The 17,233-nt window shown below is 37.2% G+C and carries 14 protein-coding genes; 9 read left to right on the top strand and 5 right to left on the bottom strand.

Annotation, left to right across the window (positions count from 1 at the left end; translation table 11 throughout):
- Positions 1–72 precede the first annotated feature (72 nt).
- From BUA97_RS05655 to ppk1, 3 genes are all read right to left on the bottom strand, one after another.
- Positions 73–1,092, bottom strand: a complete 1,020-nt coding sequence (locus BUA97_RS05655; protein ID WP_072996839.1) for an LLM class flavin-dependent oxidoreductase — start codon at positions 1,090–1,092, stop codon at positions 73–75.
- A 122-nt stretch (positions 1,093–1,214) separates the two neighbouring features.
- Positions 1,215–2,123, bottom strand: a complete 909-nt coding sequence (locus tag BUA97_RS05650) for a Ppx/GppA phosphatase family protein (protein ID WP_072996838.1) — start codon at positions 2,121–2,123, stop codon at positions 1,215–1,217.
- 41 nt (positions 2,124–2,164) lie between these two features.
- On the bottom strand, positions 2,165–4,234 hold the full coding sequence (ppk1, locus tag BUA97_RS05645) for a polyphosphate kinase 1 (protein ID WP_072997219.1): 2,070 nt from the start codon (positions 4,232–4,234) through the stop codon (positions 2,165–2,167).
- Between the two features lie 225 nt (positions 4,235–4,459).
- Here ppk1 and BUA97_RS05640 point away from each other — a divergent pair, with 225 nt between their 5' ends.
- From BUA97_RS05640 to BUA97_RS05630, 3 genes are all read left to right on the top strand, one after another.
- Positions 4,460–5,686, top strand: coding sequence for a zinc-dependent metalloprotease (locus tag BUA97_RS05640; RefSeq protein ID WP_072996837.1), 1,227 nt, complete (start codon positions 4,460–4,462; stop codon positions 5,684–5,686).
- Positions 5,687–5,809: 123 nt separating this feature from the next.
- A complete protein-coding gene (gene dnaK / locus BUA97_RS05635) occupies positions 5,810–7,714 on the top strand; it encodes a molecular chaperone DnaK (RefSeq protein WP_262494345.1) in 1,905 nt (634 codons plus the stop codon).
- Positions 7,715–7,880: 166 nt separating this feature from the next.
- A complete protein-coding gene (locus BUA97_RS05630; RefSeq protein WP_072996835.1) occupies positions 7,881–8,078 on the top strand; it encodes a hypothetical protein in 198 nt (65 codons plus the stop codon).
- A gap of 225 nt (positions 8,079–8,303) precedes the next feature.
- Here BUA97_RS05630 and BUA97_RS05625 read toward each other — a convergent pair whose 3' ends face one another.
- A complete protein-coding gene (locus BUA97_RS05625) occupies positions 8,304–8,912 on the bottom strand; it encodes a response regulator transcription factor (protein WP_072996834.1) in 609 nt (202 codons plus the stop codon).
- Positions 8,909–11,869 (bottom strand): sensor histidine kinase, encoded by a 2,961-nt coding sequence (locus tag BUA97_RS05620; protein ID WP_072996833.1) that lies wholly within the window; start codon positions 11,867–11,869, stop codon positions 8,909–8,911. Before BUA97_RS05620 ends, BUA97_RS05625 begins: the two co-directional genes overlap by 4 nt.
- Before the next feature lie 321 nt (positions 11,870–12,190).
- Here BUA97_RS05620 and BUA97_RS05615 point away from each other — a divergent pair, with 321 nt between their 5' ends.
- The 6 genes from BUA97_RS05615 to BUA97_RS05590 all read left to right on the top strand — a co-directional run bounded on the left by BUA97_RS05615 (position 12,191) and on the right by BUA97_RS05590 (position 17,113).
- Positions 12,191–13,570, top strand: coding sequence for a glycoside hydrolase family 1 protein (locus BUA97_RS05615; protein ID WP_084081279.1), 1,380 nt, complete (start codon positions 12,191–12,193; stop codon positions 13,568–13,570).
- 60 nt (positions 13,571–13,630) lie between these two features.
- A complete protein-coding gene (locus BUA97_RS05610) occupies positions 13,631–14,293 on the top strand; it encodes a hypothetical protein (protein ID WP_139258239.1) in 663 nt (220 codons plus the stop codon).
- Positions 14,294–14,492: 199 nt separating this feature from the next.
- Positions 14,493–15,005 (top strand): DUF4136 domain-containing protein, encoded by a 513-nt coding sequence (locus BUA97_RS05605; RefSeq protein WP_072996831.1) that lies wholly within the window; start codon positions 14,493–14,495, stop codon positions 15,003–15,005.
- A gap of 87 nt (positions 15,006–15,092) precedes the next feature.
- Positions 15,093–15,299, top strand: coding sequence for a hypothetical protein (locus BUA97_RS05600; RefSeq protein WP_072996830.1), 207 nt, complete (start codon positions 15,093–15,095; stop codon positions 15,297–15,299).
- An 18-nt stretch (positions 15,300–15,317) separates the two neighbouring features.
- Positions 15,318–15,722 carry a lipocalin family protein gene (locus tag BUA97_RS05595; protein ID WP_072996829.1) on the top strand — a complete coding sequence of 135 codons (405 nt, stop codon included), beginning with the start codon at positions 15,318–15,320 and terminating at the stop codon, positions 15,720–15,722.
- A 5-nt stretch (positions 15,723–15,727) separates the two neighbouring features.
- A complete protein-coding gene (locus BUA97_RS05590; protein ID WP_072996828.1) occupies positions 15,728–17,113 on the top strand; it encodes a phosphatase PAP2 family protein in 1,386 nt (461 codons plus the stop codon).
- The last annotated feature ends 120 nt before the right edge of the window (positions 17,114–17,233 follow it).

Here is a 17,233-nt window from a genome sequence, read left to right as displayed (position 1 = left end):
ACGGGAGGTCATTTTTTTAAATAGTCAGACACAAAAAAAACTCCTGAAAAATCAATTTCAGGAGGTCTGTTTTTATCTTACTTGCGGCGCAATTTTGTCTCCGAATAGCTGGATGGAATTCATCATCACATCATGTGCCGGGTCGCCGACATCCATATGCCCGATGAACCTCGTCAGGCCGAAAAGCTCCTTCATCTCATTGATCTTATCCGCCACTTCATCAGCCGATCCGATGAACAATGCGCCGTCTTTGCTGCGTCCGCCCTCGTACTGCTCTTTCGTGTAAGGAGCCCATCCGCGGCTTCTGCCGATCCTGTCCATCTGGGATTTGTAGTTGAAAAAATATTGGTCAATATCTTTCTGATCATCACTCACAAAGGTGTGAGAGTGGATGGCAATCTGCATCTTGCTTTCGTCATGCCCGGCTCTCAGATATTCCTGCTTATAAAATTCGATAAGGTTTTTGAACTGTCTCGGCATGCCCCCGATGATGGCGACGATCAGTGGCAGTCCCAGCTTCGCTGCTCTCAGGACAGACTCCGGAGTTCCCCCCACTGCAATCCAGATTGGCAGTACACCATTATTGAAAGCTCTCGGATAAACCGTTTGGTTTTCCATTGGTCTTCGAAGAATTCCGCTCCAGCTTACATTTTCTTCGTTATTGATTTTCAGCAAAAGATCCAGTTTTTCTTCAAAAAGCTGATTATAGTCGGACAGATCATAGCCATACAGAGGGAAAGATTCTATGAAGCTTCCTCTTCCAACGAAGATCTCGGCTCTGCCTTTTGATATCAGGTCGATCATCGAGAAATCCTCATAAACTTTCACAGGTTCAGATGAACTTAGAACAGTTACACCGCTCGCCAGCTTGATATTATTGGTAATACTTGCCGCAGCTGCCAAAAGGATTTCCGGAGAAGACACGGCATAATCGGCGCGGTGATGCTCACCCATTGCGAAAACATCCAAACCAACTTGATCCATCAGTTTTACCTGCTCAAGAATCTCATTCAGTTTTACACTGGTATCTCTATATTTTCCGGTTTTGGTGTCCAGAGAAACATCTCCGAACATTCCTATTCCTAATTCCATAATAGTCTCATTTTTTATAGTACAAATTTAAAGCATCGGGATTTGGCTCGCATTGATGTAGGTTAATTTGAGAACTTCCGGGCATAGCAGGTAATAGTAGTCTACTTTTATATATCTCTCCTCTACTGTGATTGACTGTGGGATGTTGATTTTTTCTTTTTGAGATTGTAATAGATGCTTTTCACCAATCCGTCTGCTACAGAGATCTTCGGGACATAGATATGTTTGATCTCTGCCCAGGTCATCACATTGTTGAAGATCTGAAGCGCCGGAACGATAACATCCGCACGGTCTTCCCGGAACTGGTAGAGGTGCATTCTTTCTTCAACGGAAAGGTTCTGCATCTCCTTCAGGTATTTTTTAATAACAGAAACGGGCATTGGTTTGCCGTCTTTGGTTTTGCTGAGAGAAAAGATCTTGTTGATATTGCCGCCGGAACCAATGGCCAGCACTGGCTTTTTGCTTTTGATCTTATCCTGGATCTCACATTTCATCTCCTCCCAGATGGCGGGGGATACAAGACCGTTCAGCAGCCGGATAGTCCCGATATTGAATGAGTGCTCATACTTCATCTTGCTGTTCTCGTAGAAAGTCAGCTCTGTAGAACCGCCGCCGACATCTACATACAAATAAGCAAAGTCTTTGTCCAGCCCTTCGGCAACATGGTTTTCGTAGATCAGGGTAGCTTCTTCGTCTCCTGTGATGATTTCGATATTGATGTCCGCCTGTTCCTTTACGATATTGATGATTTCCTGCCCGTTTTTAGCATCACGCATAGCGCTGGTGGCGCAGGCGCGGTAATGTTCCACTTTGTACATCGTCATCAGCTGGCTGAAGATCTTCATGGTACTGATCACCATTTGTTTTCTTTCTGTGCCGATTTCGCCATTCCTGAAAACATCGAAACCCAATCTGAGTGGTATTCTCAGGAGATTAAGCTTGGTGAATTCTGCTTTTCCTCTGGTTTCCTTCACCTCGTTGATGAGGAGTCTTGCGGCATTACTACCGATATCTATAGCGGCGATGATCATGTTCTTGAGATGAATTAAAGCATAAATTTAAAGTAAATTACTTAATATTTCTGGTTTCTGAGGTAATTATAAGTTTCGATCTGGGATCTCATCTGGTTTTTTTTGTCGGATTCCACATACTCATTTCTCATGTTTTTGTCAAGAATCCGGGCTTTCACATTATCCATCAGCTGGATTTCCAGGAGCTCCTTCATTTCTTTTTTAAGGTTCTTCTGAAGAATGGGAACGGCAGCTTCTATTCTGTAATCCAGGTTTCTGGTCATCCAGTCTGCGGAGGAGATGTACATGTTTTCCGCCCCTTTGTTGTAGAAGTACATCACTCTGGCATGCTCCAGATATTCATCCACAATACTGATGGCTTTTATTTTCTTTTTGAAGTTTTTCTGATTCACGGCACAATAGATGCCGCGGACAATCATCTTTGTTTCCACGCCGGCTTCCGCAGCTTCATATAGTTTTATTATAAGGGCTTTATCACTCAGGGAGTTGACTTTGATGATCATTTCTGCCCGTCTTCCGGCTTTGGCTTCTTCGATTTCTTTATCTATATGTGCGATGATTTTTTCTCTCATAAACTGCGGACAGACCAGGAGGCTTTTGCAGGTTTTGAGAGCGGGCGTGGGATCGGCTTTCGGTTTGTTCAGAACGTTGAAGACTTTGTTGATGTCTGCCATTATTGCCCTGTTGGATGTCATCAGCAGATGATCGCCATAGATTTTGGCAGTCTTTTCATTAAAATTCCCGGTACTCACAAAACCGAACTGGATCGTCCTGTTATTGACCCTTTTTTTAATAACACAGAGCTTGGCGTGCACTTTCCTGTTTGGGATGCCAAGCAGAACTTTGACCCCTTCCAGTTCCAGCTTTTCCTTCCATCCCAGGTTGTTTTCTTCGTCAAATCTGGCGCGCAGCTCTAGCATTACTGTTACTTCCTTCCCGTTTCGAACGGCATTGATCAGGGCGTTAACTATTTTTGAGCTGGAAGCGAGTCTGTAAGCTGTGATCTGGATCGATTTTACATCAGGATCCATTGCAGACTCTCTCAGAAGATCAATCACGGAGTCATAAGAGTGGTAAGGAAAGGTCAGCAGGACATCTTTTTTGATGATTACATCTGTTACTCTTTGCTTGTTGGCAAATTCCGGATGGATGAACGATGTTCGTTCCACCGGTTTCTGATAGGCTTTGAACACATCGGGGAAATCCATAAAATGCCTGAAGTTATGGATCTTCTGTCCCGGAATGATGCTGTCCTTTTTACTTAAATTTAATTTCTTGATGAGGAATTCCAAAAGGGCCTTGTCCATTTCTTTATCGAAGACAAAACGTGTCGGCTTGCCTTTTCTCCTGCTTTTGACTCCTTTCTCGATTTTGTCTGCAAGTGTTGTCTTGATATCATTGTCGAGATCAAACTCTGCATCTTTTGTCACTTTGAAGCAATGCGCCGTGAACTCGTCATAACCAAAATAAGAGAAAATGTGTGGCAGATTATAAATAATGACATCCTCCAGAAGCATGACATCCTTTTGTTCCTTGTCCCCGGTTGGCAATAATACAAACCTTCCGTTAGCTGTTACCGGAACTTCAATAATGGCATACTGGCTTTCATACTGCCATTCCTTCCTTCGCATCGCAACCCCTATGAAAAGGCTTTTTTCCCGAAGATATGGCATTGGTTTGTTGTCGTGAAGCAAAATCGGGATCACGTTAGATTCCACCTCCTCATCAAAATAGCTTACTACAAATTTCTTTTGCTCATCGGTGAGATGTCCATAATCTTTGATAAATACTTTTTCTTTTGCCATCTCGCGTTGGACATCTTTCCAGGTTCTGTCAAAATCTTCCTGCTGATGGATGACGAGTTTATTTATTTTCTGGAGAATTTTTGACGGTGCGTCATAAAAAGATTCTGCCAGAAGCTTTTGTTTGAAATCCATGGCACGCTTCAGTCCGGCTACTCTTACCCGGAAGAACTCATCCAGGTTATTGGAGAAAATGCCAAGAAAACGAATCCTCAGATGTATAGGAACGCTTTTATCCATTGCTTCCTGCAGAACTCTGGCATTGAAGCCCAGCCATGTAATGTCACGCGGGTTGAATTGTTGAGGCATCGGTGTGATTTTGATTGTCTCAAAAGTAGTGAAATTCATTGTAAAAAAATCTGCCGGGAAACTACAAACTTCCGGAAACCAAAGATGTTTCAGGAATGTCAATTAATTTTTAATTTAAACCGTTACAAAAAATATTGAGCCGAGTTAAATAATTTTAGATCAAAAAGTTTTTTGTTTAATAATATTTTATAGATTTGCGTCCCTATTTATTAATAATTTAACGTTATGAAGAAAATTCTATTAACATTGGTAAGCGCAGTGTGTCTTAATATATATGGACAAAGAACCTGCGGAACAGATAAAAAGATGGCAGAATTCTTTGCTGCCAATCCTGAGGCGGCAGCGAACAGAGACGCTTTGAAAGATTTTTTGGTAAATAATAAATCTCAGGTCAACAGAAAAGCAGGCGTTGTGACGATCCCCGTGGTTGTTCATGTTTTGTACTCAAGTACTGCGATGAATATTTCTGATGCTCAAATCGCTTCCCAAATCAAAGTATTGAATGATGATTTCAGAAAGCTTAATGCAGATTTTAATACAGCCGTCCCAAGTGTATTTAAAGGTGTGGCAGCTGATCTGGAGCTGGCATTCTGTCTGGCGACAAAAAAGCCGGATGGTTCTGCGACAAGCGGAATCGAAAGAAAATCGGTCTCTGCCGGTTTCAATTTTGATAATAATTATTACAAATCTTCCGGTTTAACATCGTGGGACACTACAAAATATCTTAATATTTGGGTCGGAAATATCAGTGCCGATTATCTGGGCTGGGCTTATCTTCCCGATAATGCGGGAGGTACAGACGATGGGCTGGCTATCGGTTATAAGTATTTTGGCACTACAGGAACTGTTGTTTCCCCTTATAATAAAGGAAGGACTGCAACGCACGAGATCGGACATTATTTTGGTTTAAACCATATCTGGGGAGATGAGGAAAATTCCTGTGGGACAGCAGCAGGAGATGATGGCTGCGCGGATACACCGGCTACCAAAGAACCTTACTATAATGCGCCGACTTTCCCTACAAATTTATATGCCTGTACCACAACCGCTAATGGTTCGATGTTCATGAATTATATGGATTATGTCAATGACAATAAGATGGCAATGTTTACAAATGATCAGAAAACAATTACTCAGAACACGATGGCAGGTCCAAGAGCGAGTTTGCTAAACTCTAACGCTTGTGCTTTCCTGGCTGTAGATGATGTTGAAAAATCAAACTCAATTAATCTTTTCCCTAATCCTGCTGTCAATTACATTTCCATTGCGTCGCCATTGGTGAAAATAACAGAGGTTGAGATTTTTGGGAATGACGGAAGACTTGTAAAAAGAGCAACCATCAAAAACGAGACAGATAAAATCGATGTGAAGAATCTTACAACCGGAACTTATTTTGTAAGAACTTATGATAACGGTAACTTCATCAAATCAATGAAGTTTATCAAAAACTAACTACTGATTATACTTTCTGAAACTCCGCAATAGCGGAGTTTTTTATTTAATGACAATTTGTCACAATTGTAGTCATGGTATAAATGTTGAGAATTGCAGACTATACAATTTAACAACAAAAAAATAACATATAAAATGAGTAAAATAATTGGAATCGACTTAGGAACAACAAACTCTTGCGTTGCCGTAATGGAAGGTAAAGATCCTGTTGTTATCCCTAACGCAGAAGGTAAAAGAACAACGCCGTCTATTGTAGCGTTTACAGAAGATGGTGAAAGAAAAGTAGGAGATCCTGCAAAAAGACAGGCTGTAACCAACCCGACTAAAACCGTTTATTCAATCAAGAGATTTATCGGAACGCACTTCAAAGATGATGCTTCTGAAATCACGAGAGTACCTTATAAAGTAGTATCCGGACCGAATGATACTGTAAAAGTAAAAATCGACGACAGAGAATATACACCACAGGAAATCTCTGCAATGACGCTTCAGAAAATGAAGAAAACGGCTGAAGATTATCTTGGTCAGGAAGTAACAAGAGCGGTAATTACTGTTCCTGCATACTTCAACGATGCGCAGAGACAGGCTACAAAAGAAGCTGGTGAAATCGCAGGTCTTAAAGTAGAAAGAATCATCAATGAGCCTACTGCTGCAGCGTTAGCTTACGGTTTAGATAAAAACCACAAAGACCAGAAAATCGCGGTATACGATTTAGGAGGTGGTACTTTCGATATCTCTATCCTTGATTTAGGAGATGGTGTATTCGAAGTATTGTCTACAAACGGAGATACGCATTTAGGAGGTGATGATTTTGATGATGTAATCATCAACTGGATGGCAGATGAATTCAAAGCTGAAGAAGGAGTTGACTTAAAGTCTGATGCAATCGCATTACAGAGATTGAAAGAAGCGGCTGAAAAAGCAAAAATCGAATTGTCTTCTTCTCCGCAGACTGAAATCAACCTTCCATATATCACAGCTACGGCTACAGGTCCTAAACACTTAGTGAAGACTTTAACGAAAGCTAAATTCGAGCAGTTATCTGCGGATTTGGTAAGAAGATCTATGGAGCCGGTTGCTAAAGCATTGAAAGATGCAGGTTTATCTACTTCGGATATCGACGAAGTAATCTTGGTAGGAGGTTCTACAAGAATCCCGATCATCCAGGAAGAAGTTGAGAAATTCTTCGGTAAAAAACCGTCTAAAGGAGTTAATCCGGATGAAGTTGTAGCGATTGGTGCAGCAATTCAGGGGGGGGTATTGACAGGTGATGTAAAAGACGTTCTTTTATTAGACGTTACGCCACTTTCTTTAGGTATCGAAACAATGGGTTCTGTTTTCACCAAATTAATTGAAGCGAACACTACAATCCCAACTAAAAAATCTGAGGTATTCTCTACAGCTTCTGACAACCAGCCGGCTGTAAGCATCAGAGTAGGACAGGGAGAAAGACCAATGTTCAACGATAATAAAGAAATCGGTAGATTCGACCTTACAGATATTCCACCTGCACCAAGAGGAGTTCCTCAAATCGAAGTAACATTCGATATTGATGCAAACGGTATCTTAAGTGTTTCTGCTAAAGATAAAGGAACAGGTAAAGAGCAGTCTATCAAAATCCAGGCATCTTCAGGTCTTTCTGACGAAGAAATCGAAAGAATGAAGAAAGAAGCTCAGGAAAATGCTTCTGCCGATGCTAAGAAAAAAGAAGAAGTAGAAGTGTTCAACAAAGCTGACGGATTGATCTTTCAAACTGAAAAGCAACTGAAAGAGTTTGGTGATAAATTATCTGCTGACAAAAAAGCAGCCATCGAATCGGCTCACGCAGAATTGAAAACCGCTTTCGAAGCAAAAAACAGTGATGAAGTGAAGGCTAAAACAGAAGCTCTGGATGCAGCATGGATGGCCGCTTCAGAAGAAATGTATGCACAGGGCCAGCAGGCACAAGGTGCAGATGCAGGACAATCTCAGGGTCAGGCAAACGGTGCAGAAGATGTGCAGGATGCAGACTTCGAAGAAGTCAAGTAAGTAGCAATTATTATCGATTAATATCGATTAAAATAAATTATCAAATCGCTGTAAATGTAATGTTTACGGCGATTTTTTTTGTTTTTGTATTTTTTCTTAATAGTTGGGTTTAATAGACTTTTATTGTTTTTTGTTTATCATTTGTACTGCGTTATATTTGGATAGTATGTGGTCTTGTGAAGTCCAGAGAATTCGGGAATATCTCAACCGAGGTGTCACAACTGTAGATTTTGACAAGAAAAGGCCAACAAGAACTACACAAGATTCAGTTTCATTCAAAACTAAAGAGATGACAATGGTATTATCGCTTGTAAAAGCGAAAATGATCGGGAAACAATGTTTTATGCAGATTCTCTTTTGGTAGAGGCAACAGTTGGTTCAGCCTGCTTAATTCATTTAGAATCTATTCGGTTTGGTGTTGGCGCTTTGTATGGTACTTTTAAATTGTACGATACTAAAGATAGTGGTTTTATCTTAGGTTTTAATATTACCTATAGATATTCGTTATGGTAGGAAATTTGGCGGATTTGTGGATTTAAATGCAGGAACAAAAGGAGTTTTGCAAGGTGGTTTTTTTTATGGATTTTGATCAATGTAGACTTTTTTTGATTTCGATAAGTTCCCAAAGACTGCTGACTTCAAGCTTTTCGTAAATCCTTGTTTTATAAGTGCTTACTGTGGTTGATTTTATGTTCAGCAAATTAGCAATCTCTATATTGCCATTTCCATTGGTTAGAAGATTAAAAATTTCCAACTCTCTATCAGACAGTTTTTCAATCGGATGAGCAGATTTTAGCACCAGTGATTTTATTAATTGTTTTGGATAATAGAAACCATCTTGCAGCATACTTTCTACCGCATTGATAATCTCATTTTCATTGGCCTGTTTGTTAAGAAAACCGTCTGCACCCTCATTGATATACTGGATAGCAATCTGATTATCTGTATATGAAGTATAAATCATTATTTTCAGATCTTTTTTAATATTTTTGATTTCACTGATCATATTTTTATACAGCGTGTCGGGCATATCAATATCTAAAATAAGAAGATCATAATCATTGGCGGTGACTTTTTCTGTGGTTTCCCGAAAACAGGAAGCCTGGTCGATTTTCAAATCTGCAATATTGGTTTGCAAAATCAAAGAAGTTCCGGCTAAAACGACATAATGATCATCCGCAATTAATATTTTTCTCATAGGATATCGGTTTTTAAAGTTAATACCACGCTGGTTCCTTGCAGTTCATTCTTATGAAAAGTAATTTCTCCATCGATTTTTTTAACCAATTGAATGACCAGTCTCAGACCCAACCCGATTTTTTTGAAAGCAAGATTGTCGATATCAATGGTTTGAGATAAATTATTGTAGAATAGAATCTGCTCTTCCGACATTCCTCTTCCGGAGTCTTTAATAAAGATTGTGAATGTGTTATCAGAATCATTACTACGGATTTCTATTATGCCATTTTCAGTATTTTTCACAGCATTGTCAAGCAGATTATGAAGAATCACGGCCAGGATATTTTTATTGGTAGAGATGAAAAGTTCCGGTTGTATTTCGTTCAAAATCTTAATATTCTTTTGTCTTGCAATCTCTGAAAAAAAGGTTGTTTTTTCTTCCACAATCAAATAGATATCATATACTTTTTTCGAATTTGAATCTTTGAACAATTCTGCATATTCTTTCAGGTTGTTGGTGAATTTGTAAAGCTCTTCCGAAGATTTACAAATGCTGTCAAAATATTGTTTCTGAATCTCAGGACCATTAGATTCCGACAATTTTTGTGACAGAGAAGAGATAAATTTCAAAGGCGTTGTAATGTCGTGCGAAATACTTTCAATAACTTTTTTCTGATATTCTGATTCAGAAGCCAGCTTTTTTTCTGTATTTGCCAATTTATGCGTTTTCTCTTTTAAACGGATATTCTGTTCCTGAAGATTGCTTCTTAGTTTTTTGTTTCTCCAAGATAATCGTTTCGTCCTGGCATCAATGATCATAATCAAAATGATGATAACCAATAAAACGGTAAAACCGTAAAAAATCTTGGTTTCATAAAAAAATGGAACAACGTCTACAACAATTGTCTTGTATTCGTAACCATTTTTATTTCCTAAAAAAATCCGAAATGTCAGGTTGTATTTTCCAGGTTTTAGATTAGAAAGATTCAGCTCTCCATCTCCTGTCATATTTTTGAAAGACCCACCATTTTGCTTGACGCTGATGCTAAGATTTTGATCGTTGGAATAATAGGGGATATCCAGGAGGATTTTGATATTTGTAAAATCACTTTTAACTTTAATTTCATCTTTGAAGTATTGAATATTTTGCTCATCAATTTTCACCCTTTCTATTCTCAGCTCTCCTTTTTTAGGATAATAGGACTGGATATCGGCTGGATTAAACATCACAAATCCCATCATTGAAGGAAATATGAAATCAGCATTGCCTAACTGATAAGCATTAGGTAATGAACTTCCGTTGAATTCATTATTCAACAAGCCGTTTTTTGTGTCGTATCGGTAATAATGAGGGATTTTATTTTTGTCTTTAACAAAAGCAAAAATCTCATCCTTAGAAGTTTTGAAGAGCCCATTATTGGTAGAAATCCATAAATTTTTTCGAGCATCTTCCAGAATATAATGTGCTGAAAGAAGCGCTTCATTCTTGTCTGGAGGAAGAGCAACTAGCCTTGAGGAGTCCAATAAGAAAATACCTTGTTTTTTGGTCGTGATCCAAAAAGTTCCGTCATCATTTTTAATAATTTGTTTAACATTGATGTCTTTGACAATTCTCTTTATCTTACTGTCTTTAACGGAAAGAGAGAGAATGCCGTCATCGGTTCCTATCAAATAATTGGATTCAATCTCGGAAAGACTGGTAATCTCATCGGTGAATCTAAAAGAATGAATAGGTTTTTCCAATCTATCGGAATCATAGATGTTTAAGGAATTAGTATTATCAGTATTAGCAAGGATAATGGAAATTCTGTTTTTTTCTAAAGAAAACATCTTTGTAACTGTTCTATTTCCGAAGTTAATAGAGTCTGAAGTTTTATAATTGGTGTTTTTGTGAAATCTTAAAATTGCAGAACCTCTGGCGTGTAAAATATTATTATCTCGGTCATAAATCATCACCAACTTTTTTTGCTGATAATTATTAAAATGATAATCTTTGACAATACCATTTCTGTCAAGTACTAAACCTTCTGGTGTAACAATCGCATTCTGCGTAAATGGCAAAGAAGAATAAGCAACATAATTTTCATCTATATTCGTAAATCCTGATGGAGAAAGTATAGTAAGTCCTTTTATTAGACTTCCCAGATATATTTTGCCATAATCTCTGTCGTAAAAGATACTGGAATAAGGCATTTTCACAATATCATTTGCCAATAATAAATCAAATTTTAGAGTACTGTTTTCAAAACCACCTTTATACAGCTTGTTCTGATTGATGATGAACATTTGTCCCGTTGTCTGTTGCCAGCTTATTTTTGATCCGGAAGAAAATAAAAGAGCGGGAAAGTTTACCTGCACAGACTCTCCATGTCGAAAAGCAATTCCTTTTTTATTTTTGACATCACGAATGAAAATTACACCATCGATGACAAAAATATTCTTCATTGTATTGTAAACAATCGGGATAATTCTTTTTTTTCCTTTTCTTAGATGGATAATCTCTTTTCCATTATTAAAAATATATTGCTCATCATTTAAATCAATATAATAATTTTGATCGTTGAAATAAAAAGCTTCCATGCCGTTTTTGTTAAACAAAGCGCAGGTCTTTCCATATTTGTCCCTGTATGTTCTTTTGATTTTTTTATTTTGTAAAACCTTCAATTTCCTGTTCTGAAGTAAAATCTGTTTCTTCTGTCCCTCTTCAAAAACGATAAGACTGTCCTTTTCTATATTACCATAAAAATCACCAAGATGAGAATCGTTGATGGTAATGTTGTTGAATCTTTCAAATTTTTGACCATTATATCTTATGATTTCGCTTTCTGTTGTGAACCAGATAAACCCATATTTATCTTTCAAAATGTCTTTCACGCTATTTTGCGGGAGACCACGATCCATATTATAATTAATAGAAGTATAGTTCTGACCCTTGATGATCGAGCAAAGAAATAAAAGGAAATAAAAATACCTCATTTAAGTGAACTTTTATTCTACAAATTTAACATAAAGTTTTCTGCATCTATGTAGTATAAATTCTACATGGTCTGAAAAAACATCGTACAATTTCAAATAATAATCAACTGTAATTTAGCCAAATAGTAAAAATACGCTTGTATGAATCTCACTGGGTTATTGTTAGGGAATATATTTCAATAGTCAGGTTTGTATATCAATCAGACAAAAAAAGTGATTATGACAGCGTATAAATCGTATAGAAATAATACTAAAACTAAATATAATATAATGAAAAGAAGAGATTTTGTAAAAGCAAGTTCGCTAGCAGGGCTAGGATTAATGATTCCGTCAAATCCATTAGACGTATTACACAATTTAAATATTGATGGGAAAAACTATCAGTTTCCGAAAGGATTTCTTTGGGGAGTTGCTTCTGCCGCTGCACAGGTAGAAAGCCGCCAAGGTCGTGCTCGTACAGATTGGGATGTTTTCGCAGATTGGTCTGGCCAGATAGAAGATGGCTCCATTAATGATAAATGTACAGAATTTGAAACGAGATATGAAGACGAAATAAAACTACTTTCCAATGCGGGGATCCAGGCATTTAGATTTTCTATGTCTTGGGCAAGAATTCAGCCTGATGGTTCTGGGAAACCTAGCGAAAAGGGTTTGGAGACCTACGATAGAATTATTGATACCATGTTGAAGCATAATATCCAGCCAATTGTAACGATGGAGCATACCGATTGTCCAATTTGGGTGGGGGATTTCAGATATAGAGACATGAGCCAGCGCATGGCAGATTATGCTGATATTGTAACAAAACGTTATGGCGATCGTGTGAAACAATGGATTGTGATGAACGAACCAAACACAACAGCTTTGGAAGGATATGGTGTTGGAAAATATGCTCCAGGAGTCAAATCGATCAAAGCATTAGGAGCGGCAATTCATCATCAGAATTTGGCAATGGCGCTAATGATATCGGCATCACGCGCTAATTTGCCTGCAACTTCAAAAGTTGGAACTACAATTAATGTACAGCCAGTAAGAGGTAACAAAGATACTCCAGATTATAGAAAAGCAATAGATTTTATGGATGCGGTATGGAACAGGGCATTTATGAATCCAATCTATGGGAAAAAAGATTATTGTGATGTTGTAAAGCCAATGGCGGCTCCTTTTGTTCAAGCGGGCGATATGGAAACTTTGTACGCTAGTAATCCCGATTTTCTGGGGCTAAATTATTACACTGCATATTATGTAAAACCAGATCCGGCATCGCCAGTAGGAATAGCACAGGATATGCCACCGGCAAAGTATCCAAGAACTGCTTATTTCCCAGTAGTTACTGATGGTCTTGTAGAAACTTTAGAAAGAATTCATAACGATTATGGTGCTCCAGAAATTCTCATTTCTGAAACAGGTTTTGCATTTAATGATCCGGCTCCAGTGAATGGTGTTGTGAACGATCCTGAAAGAATAAAATACATATCAGAATATCTGAAAGCGGTACATGCAGCCATTAAGAAAGGAATAAAAGTTTCGGGATTAATGTATTGGTCTTCCACGGACAATTGGGAATGGTCTCACGGGTTTACTAAAAGATTTGGACTTATTCATGTAGATCCAAAAACACAAATTAGAACGCCGAAGTCAAGTTTAGCCTATCTAGGAAAATGTGCAAAAGCAAATACAGCTTTAGAACCTAATAAATAATAATTTTTTTAAAAAATTAATCAGATAATGAAAAAACTGTTTTTTTTATGTTTTGCAACAATGTCAATTTTTATTTTTTCTCAAGAGAAGATTGATCCGTCAAAACCCACCAACCTTTATACGCAAGTAAATGCTCAAGCGGAACTGAATTCTTATAAAGGATACAGCACATATGGTACACGATTCAACTTTCAATATGCATTAAATAAAGATAATTTGTTATTGGCAGAAGTGCCTTTTCTGTATAACAACGAAACCAAGAAATTTGGATTATCAGATACAAGGGTTCGGTATTTCAACGTGCAAAGAATGAATAATAAGACCCTGATTGCTTTAGCACCTTTTGCAGATATTTATATTCCTACCGGAAAATCTGCTCACGGATTAGGTGGCGGAACTTGGTCATTATCCGCTGGTTTGATTGCCGGACTGGTATTTTCCAAAAACTTTTCAATGTTCCCGGGAGCGAGTTATGTTTATCTAACAGAGCCCAAAAAGAGCGGTTTACAAGTACAGTCCAATATAAGTCTGAAATTCAGTGAAAGTACTTTTGCTTTTGTGAATCCGAGTGTGATGTTTATTCATTCTGATGCGATCTGGCAGGCGGAAGTAGATGTCAATCAAATCATTATCCCGAATAAGTTTAAAGTTAATGCTGGGTGGCTTCCAAATTTTACAGATAAAGTGAACACCTTTAGAATTGGAGTAACATTTTTTCTTTAGAAAATAGATTTCGTTTTTTCCAATCAAAATTCATCGAAAATCAAAATTGATAATTGCTTATAAGATATTGGGATTTATTCAGTCTATTATTTTATGATCAAAAATCCTAATTGGTTCAAATCGAGTTTTTTGGTTGGAAACAGACGATTCTTAAAAAACATAAATGAAAAATAAATTATGACTTCTTAAAAATTTTACCATGCTTACACTTTTATTTTTGACGTTTTGTAGTAAGACAGATGTAGCTACAGACTATGATAAAACGGTTGATTTTTCAAAATTGAAAACCTATAATTACTGGGAGGCAGATAAAACTAAAGATGAACTTTCGGACATTGATGAAAAAAGAATTCTATCCGCTATTGATGAACAAATGACGCGGAAAGGTTATGTTAAAAATGACAGTCCGGATTTTTTGATTAATCTCGTTACAGATTCTACAGAAACACAAAACATCAGTACCTATTATAGCGGGAGCAGCTATAAACGAACTTGGGGATGGGGATCTGGACACTCTGACCAAACCGTTTCGACCATTACTCAAGGGATTTTGTTTATAGATATTCTTGATGCCAAAAAAAAGAAACTGATTTGGCAAGGCAAAAGAACTGGAAATTTAGCAAACACGATAGAAGAAAAAGATAAAAATGCTGTATTGCTTGCATCTCAAATTCTAAAGACTTTCCCGAGTAAAATAGCCATTGTAAAATAATAGTCCTATTATAATTATAAAAGTAATTCTGTATGCTGGTGTTAACCAACACAAAATGTTAATAGCTTTAGTTTTAAATCCAGAGATATGAAAAGTTCGTATGATCATCTGATTGGAAAAACAAAAAAAGAGGTAATACACGAGATTGGTGAAGAATTTAATTTTTATCATGCACATCTTTGGACTTATAGCATCAACAGAAAATGGTTTTATAAAAATACAATATTGTATATCTATTTTGATGGGGAAATTGTAATACATACAATCATCCGTTGCTCTTTCAAATTATTCTAAAACTTCTAAATCATAAAAATGAAAAAAGCACTTACTTTATTAATGTCTGTCTTATTAATAATATCTTGTAATTCGCCGTCTGAAAAAACATCCAAAGCTGAGCTCAAAACACAGACATCCGCAGTTGATAAAAGATTATATGGAAAATGGGTACAGCCAATACCGGGACAGGAAGAAAACAAACAAGGTTTTGAATTGAATGATAACCAAACGGCTCATTCTATCAATATCAATACAATGGAATATGAAAAATGGTTATCTTCGAAAGATACCTTGTTTATATGGGGACATACAACCGGGGTGAGAGAGACTTCTTCGTTTGTGGATACATTATTAATTAAAAAATTATCAGACTCACAACTTGTTATTTCTAGATTGGGCAATATAGAAGGCGACCAGGAGATTTATCAGAAAACCAAATAATTTCTATGATAAAAAAACTATTCTTTTCTTCAGCATTGGCTTTTTCGATTCAGTCTTTGGATGCTCAGGATTCTATCAAAATCCAACCAATTACAAGTATGTCATTATTACTTGAAAAAGACAATTCCAGCAATTCAAAAAAATTCTTTCAGAAAGATGGTGTTAAAATGTCTATCGCACCTTTAATCTTATTTTCAGCATCTGCAGGAACTTGGGGCGAGAGAAAAAAAATCAGGGAAATGAGAAACAGATATATCCCCGATTTTAAAGTTCCCTATGATAACTATCTTCAATATGCCCCGGCTGCAACTGTTTATGGATTGAAATTAGCGGGAGTCAAAGGAAGGAATAATGCTGGAAGAGCGACATTATCTTACGCCACAAGTTTAGCCATTATGGGAATCATTGTCAATTCGGTAAAATATACGGCAAAAGTAGAACGTCCGGATGGTTCCAGCAACAACTCATTTCCATCAGGTCATACCTCTATGGCTTTTACCAATGCTACATTTTTACATAAAGAATATGGCTTGGCAAGTCCCGCTTACAGTATTGGAGGTTATGCCGCTTCTACTTTTACAGGTATTGGCAGAAACCTTAACAACAGACATTGGATTTCCGATGTGCTTGCCGGAGCTGGTATAGGAATTCTTTCGACGCAGCTTGGATATTTTTTTATTGATAAAATTTATAAAAACAAAGGAGATAACTTAGGGTTGTTTGCCGGTTTCGATGGAAATGGCAATCCTTCTTTTCTTTCACTGAAATTTGGTTCCGCTCTCGCTATAAACAACTTCTTAAAAGAATCTGAACTTGATGACAAAAAGGAGACAGGTTTCGAGGCTGGTCTAGAAGGTGCTTATTTTTTCTCCAAAAACTGGGGAGTTGGAGCCAATTTCAGTTTTAGCAGTTTTCCCGTAAAAGGGATTCGTTTTCCATTGGACGATGGCTATACCACTAATTTTGATGTTGTGACACAATCTTTAGGGTTTCTAAATGTTGGGATTGGACCATATTATTCCTATGATTTTTCTGATAAATGGCAAATGATGCTGAAGACCACTTTTGGTCATTCTTCTGCAGCGAATGGAAAAGTATTTTTTAAAAATGAGATATTCAGTGATTTGCCAAATAATGAATTCGAAGTTGCAGACTATAAACCTTCAAATGGGTTTCGATGGAATAGTGGCGTCGCTTTTACTTACAAACTAAATCCCGAATTAGGAATCACAGCATATGCAGATTACACACAAACCCAATCCAGAATCACCTACAAATTCAATGAAATCTTAAAAGCTGATGAGGAAATGAATATGGATTTCAATGATGCTTCGGCCAAAGAAAAAATCAATTATTTTTCTCTGGGATTAAGGCTGACCGCTTATTTTTAACATAAAAATAACATTTTTTATAGAAATTTTAAAACTTGATGGTGTGGTTATTGTTATAGTTGGATCGATTCTCATGTTTAATTGAGTTTTCATGGTTATTAGTTTTTACCCAGCTTCTGC

The sequence above is a fragment of the Epilithonimonas mollis genome (assembly GCF_900142325.1).
Lineage (GTDB): Bacteria > Bacteroidota > Bacteroidia > Flavobacteriales > Weeksellaceae > Epilithonimonas > Epilithonimonas mollis.
This window is presented reverse-complemented; position numbering and strand designations above follow the sequence as displayed.

Coding starts and splice junctions, on each gene's coding strand:
- BUA97_RS05650 (WP_072996838.1), bottom strand. CDS start 2,123: ATGATCATCGCCGCTATAGATATCGGTAGTAATGCCGCAAGACTCCTC.
- BUA97_RS05590 (WP_072996828.1), top strand. CDS start 15,728: ATGATAAAAAAACTATTCTTTTCTTCAGCATTGGCTTTTTCGATTCAG.
- BUA97_RS05615 (WP_084081279.1), top strand. CDS start 12,191: ATGATTCCGTCAAATCCATTAGACGTATTACACAATTTAAATATTGAT.
- BUA97_RS05655 (WP_072996839.1), bottom strand. CDS start 1,092: ATGGAATTAGGAATAGGAATGTTCGGAGATGTTTCTCTGGACACCAAA.
- BUA97_RS05625 (WP_072996834.1), bottom strand. CDS start 8,912: ATGAGAAAAATATTAATTGCGGATGATCATTATGTCGTTTTAGCCGGA.
- BUA97_RS05640 (WP_072996837.1), top strand. CDS start 4,460: ATGAAGAAAATTCTATTAACATTGGTAAGCGCAGTGTGTCTTAATATA.
- ppk1 (WP_072997219.1), bottom strand. CDS start 4,234: ATGCCTCAACAATTCAACCCGCGTGACATTACATGGCTGGGCTTCAAT.
- BUA97_RS05600 (WP_072996830.1), top strand. CDS start 15,093: ATGAAAAGTTCGTATGATCATCTGATTGGAAAAACAAAAAAAGAGGTA.
- BUA97_RS05620 (WP_072996833.1), bottom strand. CDS start 11,869: ATGAGGTATTTTTATTTCCTTTTATTTCTTTGCTCGATCATCAAGGGT.
- BUA97_RS05595 (WP_072996829.1), top strand. CDS start 15,318: ATGAAAAAAGCACTTACTTTATTAATGTCTGTCTTATTAATAATATCT.
- BUA97_RS05610 (WP_139258239.1), top strand. CDS start 13,631: ATGTCAATTTTTATTTTTTCTCAAGAGAAGATTGATCCGTCAAAACCC.
- BUA97_RS05630 (WP_072996835.1), top strand. CDS start 7,881: ATGTGGTCTTGTGAAGTCCAGAGAATTCGGGAATATCTCAACCGAGGT.
- BUA97_RS05605 (WP_072996831.1), top strand. CDS start 14,493: ATGCTTACACTTTTATTTTTGACGTTTTGTAGTAAGACAGATGTAGCT.